Annotated in this window: 15 protein-coding genes; 5 read left to right on the forward strand and 10 right to left on the reverse strand. The window is 65.5% G+C overall.

What is annotated here, in order from left to right; genetic code table 11:
* The first annotated feature begins 41 nt into the window (after positions 1–41).
* The 5 genes from fliG (at position 42) to CIT40_RS28140 (ending at position 4,925) form a co-directional block, all read left to right on the forward strand.
* On the forward strand, positions 42–1,130 hold the full coding sequence (gene fliG / locus CIT40_RS28120; protein ID WP_094893499.1) for a flagellar motor switch protein FliG: 1,089 nt from the start codon (positions 42–44) through the stop codon (positions 1,128–1,130).
* The gene (locus CIT40_RS28125) at positions 1,130–1,753 is read left to right on the forward strand and encodes a FliH/SctL family protein (protein ID WP_094893498.1); all 624 of its coding nucleotides are present in this window, start codon (positions 1,130–1,132) and stop codon (positions 1,751–1,753) included. Before fliG ends, CIT40_RS28125 begins: the two co-directional genes overlap by 1 nt.
* Positions 1,754–1,756: 3 nt before the next feature.
* Entirely contained in the window at positions 1,757–2,107 is a 351-nt protein-coding gene (gene fliN / locus CIT40_RS28130) for a flagellar motor switch protein FliN (RefSeq protein WP_018318401.1), read from the forward strand.
* A gap of 33 nt (positions 2,108–2,140) precedes the next feature.
* On the forward strand, positions 2,141–3,526 hold the full coding sequence (gene flbD / locus CIT40_RS28135) for a sigma-54-dependent transcriptional regulator FlbD (RefSeq protein WP_094893497.1): 1,386 nt from the start codon (positions 2,141–2,143) through the stop codon (positions 3,524–3,526).
* Between the two features lie 250 nt (positions 3,527–3,776).
* Positions 3,777–4,925 (forward strand): M20 family metallopeptidase, encoded by a 1,149-nt coding sequence (locus CIT40_RS28140; RefSeq protein WP_094893496.1) that lies wholly within the window; start codon positions 3,777–3,779, stop codon positions 4,923–4,925.
* Positions 4,926–5,068: 143 nt separating this feature from the next.
* Here the strand turns inward: CIT40_RS28140 and CIT40_RS28145 are convergent, their stop codons facing one another.
* The 10 genes from CIT40_RS28145 to CIT40_RS28190 form a co-directional block, all read right to left on the reverse strand.
* Positions 5,069–5,227 (reverse strand): hypothetical protein, encoded by a 159-nt coding sequence (locus CIT40_RS28145; RefSeq protein ID WP_167443380.1) that lies wholly within the window; start codon positions 5,225–5,227, stop codon positions 5,069–5,071.
* Positions 5,228–5,324: 97 nt separating this feature from the next.
* The gene (locus CIT40_RS28150) at positions 5,325–5,906 is read right to left on the reverse strand and encodes a flavin reductase family protein (RefSeq protein WP_094893495.1); all 582 of its coding nucleotides are present in this window, start codon (positions 5,904–5,906) and stop codon (positions 5,325–5,327) included.
* A 32-nt stretch (positions 5,907–5,938) separates the two neighbouring features.
* The gene (locus CIT40_RS28155) at positions 5,939–6,787 is read right to left on the reverse strand and encodes an ATP-binding cassette domain-containing protein (RefSeq protein ID WP_094893494.1); all 849 of its coding nucleotides are present in this window, start codon (positions 6,785–6,787) and stop codon (positions 5,939–5,941) included.
* A 20-nt stretch (positions 6,788–6,807) separates the two neighbouring features.
* A complete protein-coding gene (locus CIT40_RS28160; RefSeq protein WP_094893493.1) occupies positions 6,808–7,614 on the reverse strand; it encodes an ABC transporter permease subunit in 807 nt (268 codons plus the stop codon).
* Positions 7,611–8,777, reverse strand: coding sequence for an FMNH2-dependent alkanesulfonate monooxygenase (gene ssuD / locus CIT40_RS28165; RefSeq protein ID WP_094893492.1), 1,167 nt, complete (start codon positions 8,775–8,777; stop codon positions 7,611–7,613). The genes CIT40_RS28160 and ssuD overlap by 4 nt, the downstream gene beginning before the upstream one ends.
* A gap of 10 nt (positions 8,778–8,787) precedes the next feature.
* Complete coding sequence (locus CIT40_RS28170) at positions 8,788–8,910, reverse strand: hypothetical protein (protein WP_283810032.1); 123 nt, start codon at positions 8,908–8,910, stop codon at positions 8,788–8,790.
* 2 nt (positions 8,911–8,912) lie between these two features.
* On the reverse strand, positions 8,913–9,863 hold the full coding sequence (locus CIT40_RS28175) for a sulfonate ABC transporter substrate-binding protein (RefSeq protein WP_094893491.1): 951 nt from the start codon (positions 9,861–9,863) through the stop codon (positions 8,913–8,915).
* A gap of 453 nt (positions 9,864–10,316) precedes the next feature.
* A complete protein-coding gene (locus CIT40_RS28180) occupies positions 10,317–11,483 on the reverse strand; it encodes a cytochrome P450 (RefSeq protein WP_094893490.1) in 1,167 nt (388 codons plus the stop codon).
* 136 nt (positions 11,484–11,619) lie between these two features.
* The gene (locus tag CIT40_RS28185; RefSeq protein WP_162307715.1) at positions 11,620–12,174 is read right to left on the reverse strand and encodes a hypothetical protein; all 555 of its coding nucleotides are present in this window, start codon (positions 12,172–12,174) and stop codon (positions 11,620–11,622) included.
* Entirely contained in the window at positions 12,125–12,337 is a 213-nt protein-coding gene (locus tag CIT40_RS28190) for a hypothetical protein (RefSeq protein WP_148667240.1), read from the reverse strand. Before CIT40_RS28190 ends, CIT40_RS28185 begins: the two co-directional genes overlap by 50 nt.
* Between the last annotated feature and the right edge of the window lie 155 nt (positions 12,338–12,492).

A 12,492-nucleotide genomic window follows, 5' to 3' on the forward strand; every position in this document is an offset into this window, starting at 1 on the left:
TAGCCAAGAAACTTAGCCAGTGAATCAAGAAGTGATCTGACATGGCCGGAAATCTGCAAAACGCCAACTCGAACGACATCACCAGCGTGATCTCCACGCTCGGCCAGCGTGCCGGCACTCGCGCGGGGCAGACCGAGGCGGTGGCAGGACCCAAGCGCGCCGCGATCCTGATGCTGGCGCTGGGCGAGCAGTATGGCGGCAAGATCTGGTCGATGCTCGACGACGACGAGGTGCGCCAGCTCTCGCTGGAGATGTCGACGCTGGGCACCGTCGAGGTCGACACGGTCGAGGACATGCTGCTCGAGTTCGTCTCGCGCATGTCGGCCTCGGGCGCGCTGATGGGCAATTTCGACGCCACCGAGCGGCTGCTGCAGCAATACCTGCCGCCGGAGCGCGTCAACGGCATCATGGACGAGATCCGCGGTCCCGCGGGGCGCAACATGTGGGAGAAGCTTTCCAACGTGCAGGAAGAGGTGCTCGCCAACTATCTCAAGAACGAATATCCGCAGACCATCGCGGTGGTGCTGTCGAAGCTGAAGCCGGAACACGCCGCGCGCGTGCTCGGCATCTTCCCCGAGGAGCTCGCGCTCGACGTCGTCAACCGCATGCTGAAGATGGAGGCGGTGCAGAAGGAGGTGATCGAGAGCGTGGAGAAGACCCTGCGCACCGAATTCATGTCCAACCTGTCGCAGACCCGCCGCCGCGACGCCCACGAGGTGATGGCGGAAATCTTCAACAATTTCGACCGCCAGACCGAAACCCGCTTCATCACCTCGCTGGAAGAGGACAACCGCGAATCGGCCGAGCGCATCAAGGCGCTGATGTTCACCTTCGACGACCTCGTGAAGCTGGATTCCGGTTCGGCCCAGACGCTGATGCGCAACGTCGACAAGGACAAGCTCGGCGTGGCGCTCAAGAGCGCCAACGAGGACGTCCGCAACTTCTTCTTCGGCAACATGTCCTCGCGCGCCGCCAAGATGCTCCAGGACGACATGGCCGCGATGGGCCCGGTCCGCCTGCGCGACGTCGACGAGGCGCAGGCGCTGCTGGTCAATCTCGCCAAGGATCTCGCCGCCAAGGGCGAGATCATGCTGACCAAGAACCGCGCCGACGACGAGCTGGTGTATTGATGGCCGCTCCGGCAAAATTTCTGTTCGATACCGACTTCGCGGCGCCCGAGCGGACGACGCGGGAGAAGGCCGCGACTGCCGCGGAGATCGCCCAGAGGATCGCGGAAGCCGAGGCGCGCGCCTATCAGGACGGCTTTGCCGCCGGCCAGCAGGAGGCCAAGGCCGAGAGCGACCGCCGCATCGCGCTGGCCATGGAAGAGATCAACATCGGCATTCGCGGCATCGCGTCCGGGATCGGCAACATCGAATCCAAGATGGAGACCGAGGCGGTCGACGTCGCGGTGGCGGTCGCGCGCAAGCTGTGCGCCGACCTGGTCGCCGCCGAGCCGCTCGGCGAGATCGTCGCACTGGTCAAGGACTGCTTCTCGCATCTGGTCGCGACGCCGCATCTGGTGGTCCGCATCAACGACGCGCTTTACGACAGCGCACGCGAGAAGATGGAGCGGCTCGCCAAGCAGAGCGGCTTCGAAGGACGGCTGGTGATCCTGGCCGAGCCGGAGATTGCGACCGGCGACTGCCGGATCGAATGGGCCGATGGCGGTGTCGTGCTGGAGCGCGGCGCCATCGCGGCCAAGATCGACGAAATGGTTGGACGCTATGTCGCGTCCCGCAGGGGGAGCTAAGCCATGAGCGATACCGACGGACAGGTCCCGCTGCCCGATCTCAACGGCCCGATGCCGCCCACCGGCACGGACGTCGGCTACAACGAGGACGAATATGCGGCACGTGCCGCCGCCGACCTCGAGGCGGTGTTCGACGTTCCCGTCCAGGTCTCGGCCGTGCTCGGCCGCTCGAAGATGGACGTCAGCGAGCTGTTGAAGCTCGGACCCGGCACCGTGCTCGAGCTCGACCGGCGCGTCGGCGAGGCCATCGACATCTACGTCAACAACAAGCTGGTCGCCCGCGGCGAAGTCGTCCTGGTGGAGGACAAGCTCGGCGTGACCATGACCGAAATCATCAAGACCGAACGCAGCTGATAGCGCGCGCGACCAGACGGACAGGAGACTGACATGCGGCTTCTCATCGTTGGCACATTGAAGGGCCAGCTCACCACCGCCACCAAGATCGCGATGGACAACGGCGCCACCGTGACCCATGCCGAGGATCACGAGCAGGCGATGCGCGTGCTGCGCGGCGGCAAGGGCGCCGACCTCCTGCTGGTCGACGTCGCCCTCGACATCCGCGACCTCGTGATGCGGCTCGAGGCCGAGCACATCCACGCCCCGATCGTCGCCTGCGGCATCACCAACGACGCCCGCGCCGCGGTCGCCGCGATCCACGCCGGCGCCAAGGAATACATCCCGCTGCCGCCGGACCCCGAGCTGATCGCCGCGGTGCTGGCCGCGGTCGCCAACGATTCCCGCGAACTGGTCTATCGCGACGAGGCGATGTCCAAGGTGATCAAGCTGGCGCAGCAGATCGCCGGCTCCGACGCCTCGGTGATGGTCACCGGCGAGTCCGGAACCGGCAAGGAAGTTCTGGCCCGCTACGTCCACACCCGCTCGGCCCGCGCCAAGCGTCCCTTCATCTCGATCAACTGCGCCGCGATCCCCGAGCATCTGCTCGAATCCGAGCTGTTCGGCCATGAGAAGGGCGCCTTCACCGGCGCGATCGCCCGCCGCATCGGCAAGTTCGAGGAAGCGACCGGCGGCACGCTGCTGCTCGACGAAATCTCGGAGATGGACGTCCGCCTGCAATCCAAGCTGCTCCGCGCCATCCAGGAGCGCGTGATCGATCGCGTCGGCGGCACCAAGCCGGTGCCCGTCGACATTCGCATCATCGCGACCTCGAACCGCAATCTGGTGGACGCCGTGCGCGAAGGCACGTTCCGCGAGGATTTGCTGTTCCGCCTCAACGTCGTGAATTTGAAGATCCCTCCGCTACGCGAGCGTCCCCTCGACATCCTCGAGCTCGCCCAGCACTTCGTGAAGAAATACGCCGAGGCCAATGGCGTGCCGGTGCGCCCGATTTCCGCGGAAGCGCGCCGCGTACTCTCGGCCAACCGCTGGCAGGGCAACGTCCGCGAGCTCGAAAACACGATGCATCGCGCGGTGCTGATGGCGCAGGGCGACGAGATCGGCCCCGACGCCATCCTGACGCCGGACGGCGACCGCCTCGACCTCGCCAAGACCGTGCCGGCCGTGGCGCATGCCACGATGGCCGCCGAGCAGGTGACGCGGGCGCTGGTGGGCCGCACGGTCGCCGACGTCGAGCGCGACCTGATCCTGGAGACGCTGAAGCACTGCCTCGGCAACCGCACCCATGCCGCCAACATCCTCGGCATCTCGATCCGCACGCTGCGCAACAAGCTCAACGAATATTCCGACGGCGGCATCCCGATCACCCCGGCGGGAACGCCGGGCGAGTATCCGCGGATGCCGATGGTTGGAGCGTAAGTAGCGCCCACGCTGGTTGGGATTACGAATGCCCGGGCTGGTCCCGGGCATTTATTTTTGCACCGTCAGCGACGGTCTCGTAGCCCGCATGAGCGCAGCGACATGCGGGCCCACCCTCCTTGTGGCATCCCGGATATCGCTTCGCTCATCCGGGCTACGGGAGCGAACACATGGCGGCACCGCATCCGGCGACTAGGTCGCCGCCACGCCACGCCCTATAACCCGGCATGAAAACCACGCGAGGAACCACATGTCTCAAGCTCAAATCACGGACTGGCTGGCGTCGCAGAAGCAGGCGATGATCGATCTGCTGCGCGACGTCGTGAACATCGACTCCGGCTCCTATGACAAGGAAGGCGTCGATGCGGTCGGTGCGCGGTTCGAGCGACATTTTGCCGAGCACGGCATTCCGTGCCGGCGCGAGGCCGACGCCACCTTCGGTGACGCGATCCATGCCGACGTCGCCAAGCCCGGCAGCAACGAGAAGCCGGTGCTGTTGATGGGACATCGCGACACCGTATTCGGCAAGGGCGAAGCGGAGCGGCGCCCGTTCACGATCAAGGACGGCCGTGCCTATGGGCCCGGCGTGGCCGACATGAAGTCCGGCGTCGTGATGAACATCTTCGTCGCGACCGCCTTCCACAAATTCGGCGGCAACCCGCACCCGATCAAGCTGCTGATCACCTCGGACGAGGAGATCGGCTCGCCCTCCTCCCGGCCCGTGATCGAGCGCGAGGGCCGCTCGGCCCGCGCCGTGTTCAATTCCGAGCCGGGCCGCCCCACCGGCAACATCGTGACCGGGCGCAAGGGCGGCATCTTCATGCATCTCGCCATCACCGGCAAAGCCGCGCATTCCGGCGCCAATTTCGCCGCCGGCGTCAGCGCGATCGGCGAGCTCGCACACAAGATCGTGCAGATCCACGCGCTCACCGATCTCGACAAGGGCATCACGCTCAATGTCGGCCTGGTCTCGGGCGGGCAGTCCGTCAACACCACGGCGCCTTACGCCGAGGGCCAGATCGACCTTCGCTACGTCGATCCGGCGGATCGTGCGCGGGTGATGGACGCGATCGAGACCATCGTCGCGACATCCTACGTGCCGGGCACGCATGCGACCCTGACGATCAAGGGCGAGTTCGTGCCCGTGGTGCAGAGCGCGGATTCAAGGGCGCTGTTCGAAAGCTATCAGGCCGCAGCAAGACAAGCCGGGCTCACCACGCTGCAGGGCGAGTTCTCCGGCGGCTGCGCCGATTCCGGCTTCACCGCCGCGGTCGGCACGCCGACCATCTGCGGCCTCGGCCCGGTCGGCGGGCTCGCGCACACGCCGGAGGAATATCTCGAGATCGACAGCATCGTGCCGCGCGCGCAAGCGCTGGCGCTGGCGATTTTGCGGGGGTGAAGTCACACACTCGGTCGACATGCCCGGGCTTGTCCCGGGCATTCACGCCTCTCCGAAACCGCCGATGCACGTGGATGGCCGGGTCAAGCCCGGCCATGACGAGTTGAGAGAGACGCGCGCCACATTGGCCGCGCGCATTCACCTCACGAATAACTCGGCGCGTCGGGCTTGCGGAAGATGTGGATGGGATCGCCGGGAATGATGTCGGACTGGCCTGAGAACATCGCATAAGCATAGAGCGCGAGATAGGCGATCGCGAGCGCGCTGACGGCGTAGAAGGCCCAGGTCGCAACCCGTTTCATCGTTCCGCTCCATTGCCGTCCCGGCGGGAGGCTCAGGCAGCGCTTCTAGAGCGATGACAGCCAAAAGGCCAGCCTGCAGGCCACTTGTCAGCGGCGGTCAAACGCCGCGTCGAACGCTCACGGGAACGCTGACGTCCGCGAGCCTGGCGGCATCTTCGTCCTGGTCGACCGCCACGTACTGGCCGTGCCAATAGGCGAGCGCGGCATTGCGGGTCGAATTCCTGACCGACCTGACACGACCGATGACGATGCCGTGCGAGTGGCGCTCCATGATCTCCTCGACCTCGCAATCCAACGCCGACAGCGCGCCGACCAGCAGCGGAACGCCCGAGACCGCCGTCACCCACTCGGCACCTTTGAAACGATCGGCGCCCTTCAGCCCGCCCTTGCCGGCAAAGCGCTCGGCGACATCGAGCTGGTCGGCATTGAGGATGCTCACGCCGAAGGCGCCGTGCCGGCGGATCAAGGGGAAGGACGAGGCATCGCGGTTGATGCTGACCAGCAATGTCGGCGGCTCGACCGACAGCGAGGTCACCGATGTCACCGTCATTCCGGTGACGTCCTTGCCCCGCCCCGCGGTGATGACGCTGACGCCGCCGGTGAGATGGCGCATGGCGCCGCGGAAATCGGCGGACGAGATGGCAGTTTCAGTCATGAGATCGCGAGGCACTACATTCATGGCATGGTCCCCGACGCGGGGCTCTCCAATATCTAGGTACGATCTTCCGCCGACAAAAGGTTGCTCAAAATTGAGCCTTCAAGGCTTGCCAATTCGGCAGAGCCGCGTTCCCGGGGCCGGGTGGCGTTAACCGTGACGTCGTGGGCGATCCGGCCTTCGTCGATCACCAGCACCCGGTCGGCCAAGGCGACGGCTTCGGCGACGTCGTGGGTGACGAGGATCGCGGTAAACCCCTGGTCGCGCCAGACGCGCTCCAGCAACCGCTGCATCGAGATCCGGGTCAGCGCATCCAGCGCGCCGAGCGGCTCGTCGAAGGCGAGAACGCGCGGACGTGAGACCAGCGCTCGGGCGAGCGCGACGCGCTGCTTCTGTCCGCCCGACAGCACCGAGGGCCACTGATCGCGCTTGTCGGTGAGGCCGACCTCGGTCAGGGCCTTTTCGGCGCGGGCATGCACATCGTTCGACGCACGGTCGCGGCCGAGGCCGACCTCGACATTGGAAAGCACCCGCGCCCAGGGCAGCAGCCGCGGCTCCTGGAACATCACGCGGATGTCCTCGGGCTGGGTCTCCTGGCCGAAGCTGATGCTGCCGGCATCGATCTTTTCCAGGCCCGCGATCAGGCGCAGCAGCGTGCTCTTGCCGCAACCGCTTTTGCCGACGATGGCGACGAACTGGCCGGCAGGGATGTGCAGGTCGATCCCGCGCAACACCTCGTTCTCGCCGAAGGACTTTCTCAAGCCGCGGATGCTGAGCGGCAGGCCGCCGATCTGCGCTTGACGTTCGCCTTGGCGTTCCTCGCGCACCACGCGGGCGTGAGGCGCAAAGTTGGCGCGGCTGGCGAGCTCGGCTTCGGGAAGAGACGTACGAAGCGCTGTCTGCATGGGATTTTCCGGTATGTCTCTCAGCGTTTCTGGAAGGCGGGATGCCAGGAGAGCGTCGCCCGCTCCAGCACGCGGGAGGCGCTGTCGGCGAGCTTGCCGAGCAGGGCGTAGATCAGGATCGAGAGCACGACGACGTCGATCAGCATGAACTCGCGCCCCTGCATCGCCATGTATCCAAGGCCCGATGACGCCGCGATGGTTTCGGCAACGATCAGGGTCAGCCACATGATGCCGAGCGCGAAGCGGATGCCGACGAAGATCGACGGCAGCGCGCCCGGGAAGATCACACGGCGGAACAATTCGCCGTCGGACATGCCGTAGATCCGGCCCATCTCGATCAGCTGCGGATCGACGGTGCGGATGCCGTGCAGCGTGTTGAGGTAGATCGGGAAGAACACACCGAGCGCCACCAGGAAGAGCTTGGCGCTCTCGTCGATGCCGAACCAGAGGATGACGAGCGGGATCAGCGCCAGATGCGGCACGTTGCGCACCATCTGCAGCGTGGTGTCGGTGAGCTTGGCCGACAGCTGCGACAGGCCGTTGGCGAGGCCGAAGGCAAAGCCGATGCTGCCGCCGATCAGGAAGCCGATCGAGGCGCGGCAGAACGAAACCCAGATGTTGCGGACGAGCTCGCCGGAGAGCAGCAGCTTCCAGCCGGCGAGCAGGACGTCACTCGGCGCCGGCAGCACCCGATTCGGCACGAAGCCGGTCACGCTGGCGACCTGCCAGATCGCGATGATCGCGAGCGGCACGATCCACTGGATCAGGCCATCCACCCCAGGCAAACGAAAGCCGCGCGGAAGTGAAACGCTGTCGATCAGGCTCATGACTGCGACACCCGGTGCTGCGGACGGTAATCGCTGCCGACCGTCTCGCCGAAAGGGCCGCCGTTGAAGTGAAGCCTGGTCACGTTGCTCGGCTGCTCCAGCGAGAGCAGCGGGAACACCAGCTCGGCGAAGCGATAGGCTTCCTCCAGATGCGGATAGCCCGACATGATGAAGGTATCGATGCCGATGTCCTGATACTCCCTGATGCGGGCCGCCACCGTCTCGGCGTCGCCGACCAGCGCGGTGCCGGCGCCGCCGCGCACGAGGCCGACGCCGGCCCACAGGTTCGGTGCGATCTCGAGCTTGTCGCGTTGGCCGCCATGGAGTTGCGCCATGCGCTGCTGGCCGACGGAATCCATGCGGGCAAAATTCTTCTGCGCCCGCGCGATGGTGTCGTCGCTGACGTGCTTGATCAGCTCGCTCGCCGCGCGCCAGGCTTGCTCGTTGGTCTCGCGAACAATGACATGAAGGCGGATGCCGAAAGACAGCTTTCGGCCGCGCGCGCCGGCGACCGCCCTCACCTTCGCGATCTTCTCGGCCACCAAAGCCGGCGGCTCGCCCCAGGTGAGATATTTGTCGACGGTGTCGACGGCGACGTCGATGCCGGCGTCCGACGAGCCGCCGAAATACAGCGGCGGGCGCGGCGACTGCACCGGCGGAAACAGCAGCTTGCCATCTTCGATGCGAATATGCCTGCCCTCGACATTGACGGTCTTGCCGGCGAGCAGGTCGCTATAGACGTTGAGGAACTCGCGGGTGACGTCGTAGCGCTCGTCATGACCGAGGAAGACGCCGTCGCCCTTGTTCTCGACGGGGTCGCCGCCGGTGACGACGTTGACGAGCAGCCGGCCATTGCTGACACGATCGAGCGTCGCGGTCATGCGCGCGGCGACACTCGGCGATTGCAGCCCGGGCCTGACAGCCACGAGATAACGCAGCCGCTCGGTGAACGGCGCGACACTGGCGGCAACGATCCAGGAATCCTCGCAGGATCGCCCGGTCGGCAGCAGCACGCCGAAATAGCCGAGCTGGTCGGCGGCCTGCGCGATCTGGCGCAGATAGTTGAAATTGACCTCGCGGCCGCCGATGCCGGTGCCGAGATAACGGCCGTCGCCGTGAGTCGGCAGGAACCAGAGGATGTTTGCGTTGGGTTGCTTGCTCATGGATGTGCTCCTAACCGTAGGTCGTGCCGACCGCGGCGGCAACGATGCCGATCGACAGCATGATCGCCGCGACCAGCCGTTGGATGATACGCCTCATGTTCGAACCCCTCTGCGTGGGAAGGCTGGTCGGCATGGTCAGGCTGCCGGGTTGCGCCAGACGATGTCGCGGATGACGATGGGCTTGGGGATCAGGCCGAGCTTGTAGAAGCGGTCGGCAACGCCTTGCTGGGTCGCGACGATGTCGTCGGTGACGGGGCCGACCAGGAACGTCGCGCGATTGGCGGCGACGGTCTGGATCTCCAGCGGAATGCCCGTTACGGCAGCGAGCGACTTCGCGACCTCGTCGCGATGCTGCTCGGCCCATCGGCCCGCCGAGTTCGTCACGTCGACGATCTGCTGCAGGATCGCTCCATGATTCTTCGCGAAGTCGCGGTTGGCGATGAAGAACGAATTGGTCTCGGTGACGTCGCGCGCATTGATCAGGATGCGGCCGTTCTGCCTGGTCTCGCCGATCGCAAGATAGGGATCCCAGATCGCCCATGCCTCGATGCTGCCATTGGCGAAGGCCGGCCCCGCATCGGGCGGCGTCAGATAGACCGGCGTGATGTCGGCATAAGAGAGCGCCGCCTTTTCCAGCGTCCGCACCACGACGTTGTGGGCGCTGGAGCCCTTGGTGAAGCCGACGCGCTTGCCCTTGAGGTCGGCTATGCCTTGGATCGCCGAGTCCTTCGGCACCAGAATGCCCTGGCCATTGGTGATGGGCTGGCCCGCTGCGTAAACGATATTGGCGCCAGCGGCTTGCGCGAACACCGGTGGGGAATCTCCGACTGCGCCGAAATCGACGCTGCCGACGTTCATCGCTTCCATCATCGGCGGGCCCGAGGAAAACTCGATCCACTTCACGGCGATGCCCTGCTGCGTGAAATGTTTTTCCAGCGAGGCCTGCTGACGCGCGATCACCAGCACGCCGCTCTTCTGGTAACCGATACGAATCTCCTTCACCGCGCCTTGCGCAATCGCAGGCGATGCCATCGCCGCGGCCGCCGCAGTTCCGACCGACAGTTTGAGAAAGTCACGACGCTGCATTCCACACTCCGGGCCGCACGAGGCCGTTGCTTGTTGCGTGTGAACGATGATGGTGCGCGTTGCGAAAGCTGTCGAGGTGTCCGGAAAAATAGCGATACGCGCACTGCCGGCGCTGCGGCGCGCATGATTAATCTTTCAAGTGCAGGCGATCATGCAGACGGATTGTTTTCGCACGCGAATGTGAGCGCGGAGGGACTCCGACCGGGGCCTGCAACTCAAAATGTCGAAAACAACCCCATGCACAGTAGAAGGCCTTAGCGTGATCAATGACTTGCAGGTGAGCATTTTGGTCACACGAGACTCTTTGCTACGTCGGGCAAAACAGCGACATAATGACATTGTGGCGGACAGGGACTCCCAGAGACGTTCGCGCTCCCGATGACCGCCGCGGCGTACTGGATCGCGCGATTGAGCCGGGCGATGACACCGTGATTTGAAAGTGAGAACCGCGAGCTAGTGACTCCATCTCACCGGCAAATTCTGCAGTCCCCGAAACGCCCAGCCACCGATCCGCACCTTCTCGTCATCGGCGAGCTCGAGCCGCGTCGCCCGCGCGAACACGGTCGGCAGCGCGACGTCGGCGATCATGGCGCGGGAAGCGAAGGCACCGGCGCAGAAATGCGGACCGGCGCCGAACGCGACGCTCCTGGTCGTATCACGCCGCACGTCGAACTCGTCGGCGCGCTCGAAATGGGTCTCGTCGCGATTGGCGGAGCCGAACATCAGGAACACGCGCTCGTCCGTCTCGAAGGCGACGTCGCGGATGCTCCACGGCCTGGCGATGCGGCGCGGCGACATGCCGATCGGCGAGATCCAGCGGGCATATTCCTCGAACGCCTGGAGCCAGGTCACTTCACCGCGCCTGACAAGATCGAGTTGCTCGGGATGGGTCAACAGTGCCCACACCGTGCCGGCGATCGCCTTGCGCGGCTCGTTCTGGCCGCCTGAGATCGCGAGCTTGACGTTTGCGCGCACGCTCTCCATCGGCATGCCGGAGGCAAGCAGCACGCCCAGAATGCTCTGGTCGGGATGCTTGCGCATCACCGGCAGGACGTCGTCGATCGCGGCGTCGATGCCCGACGTCGCGGCATGGCAGCGCGCCTCGACCCCGGGGTCGCCGGCATAATTGGCGATGCCTTCGATCATGCCTTGCGACCACGCATCCATGTCCTGATAGCCAATGTTGGTGAGCCCGGTGATCGACTTCAGGCATTCGCCGGCGAACGGCAGCGCGAAGTCGCGCATGAAGTCGATCCGCCCCGGCTCGATCGCGTCGAGGATGCGGTCGGCATGGGCCTGGAACAGCGCGGTCCAATGCGCCTTCACCGTCCTCGGCGACACCGTCGGGAACATGGCGCGGCGCTCGATCTGGTGCGCCTCGCCGTCCTTGCGCATCATGTTGTGGCCCATCAGCCGGTTCATCAGGCCGGCGGGCTGGTGCGAGGAGAACACGTCGGTCTGCTTCTCGGAGATCGAGATGTCGTCGCGGCTCGTCAGCAGCGTCGAGCCGAGCTGCGGCACGAACGCGATCGGCGCGTCTTTTCGCATCTTCGCGAGCATCGGATAAGGGTCGGCCCAGAACGCGACAGGGTCGATGTCGATGCGCGGCGCGGTGCTCAAGGCGGCCTCCCCCGTTTTCGTATGCTTCAGGGCAGACTAGCGAAATCCGCAGCCGGGGGCGAGCGTGCAGGGAAGAGATCCAACGCGGCAAACAATCCTTGCCGCGTTGGACGTTGGCGATGGCAACCGCCGGAGATTACTGGGTCGGCGGCAGCACGGCCTGCGAGGTCTGCTGCGGCAGGTTGGTGTAGGTCGCACTCTCCTTGGTGCAGATATCCCTGAACACCACGACGCCGGCCTGGGGATATTCCTTCACGAGGCAGTTGCAATTGTTGTTGACGACCGGAGCGGGCGCCGCCGCGACGACCGGCGCCGGCGTGCTCGCAACCACGGTCGCGGGCTGCTGAACGACGACCCTCTCCTTCACCACCGGCGCGGTCGGGATATACACCGGACGGTTGACGACGACCGGCACCGGCCTGACGACGACCTGCGGGGGTACATAGACTGGGGGGGCGGGCCGCGGATAGACCACGACCTGCGGAGACACCGGCCGCGGTCCGGGAACCAGGATGGGGGGGCGCTGGCCGCCGTTGCCGCCATAGCCGCCGAAGTGGGGACCGATTTGAGGCCTTGTCTGGGGTGCATTGCCGTACTGCCCGTTGGGGCCCCAGCCGGCCTGCGCCGCGTTGCTGCTAACGCTAGCCGCCACGCTTGCCAAAACCATCGCGGCCGCCATCTTCGTGATCATCGCCGTCTTCGTCATGGTCCACCTGTTTGTTTGCATTGTCGCCGTGGGTTGAGTGATAGCCCGGCATGACGCGCCCAACCGTGACGTCGCGCACACAAGCGGCGGTGGCCTCCTTCGATGGAATGACGCCAAACAGCAATCGGCGTGGCATGCTTTCGCTCACGCGGGCGTCGCCTGCGTTGCAGAGAGGCTTTTCGCGGCCGCCTTGGAGGGCGTCACGCCCGGCGTCGTGACAGCCCAAATCTTCGCAATCCCTCCCGATCGCGCGCAGGGATGGCCGCTGCCACCGGCTTCGCAGCCAGGTCGGCCGATTCCGCC

This window comes from Bradyrhizobium amphicarpaeae (assembly GCF_002266435.3).
GTDB classification, from domain to species: Bacteria; Pseudomonadota; Alphaproteobacteria; order Rhizobiales; family Xanthobacteraceae; genus Bradyrhizobium; species Bradyrhizobium amphicarpaeae.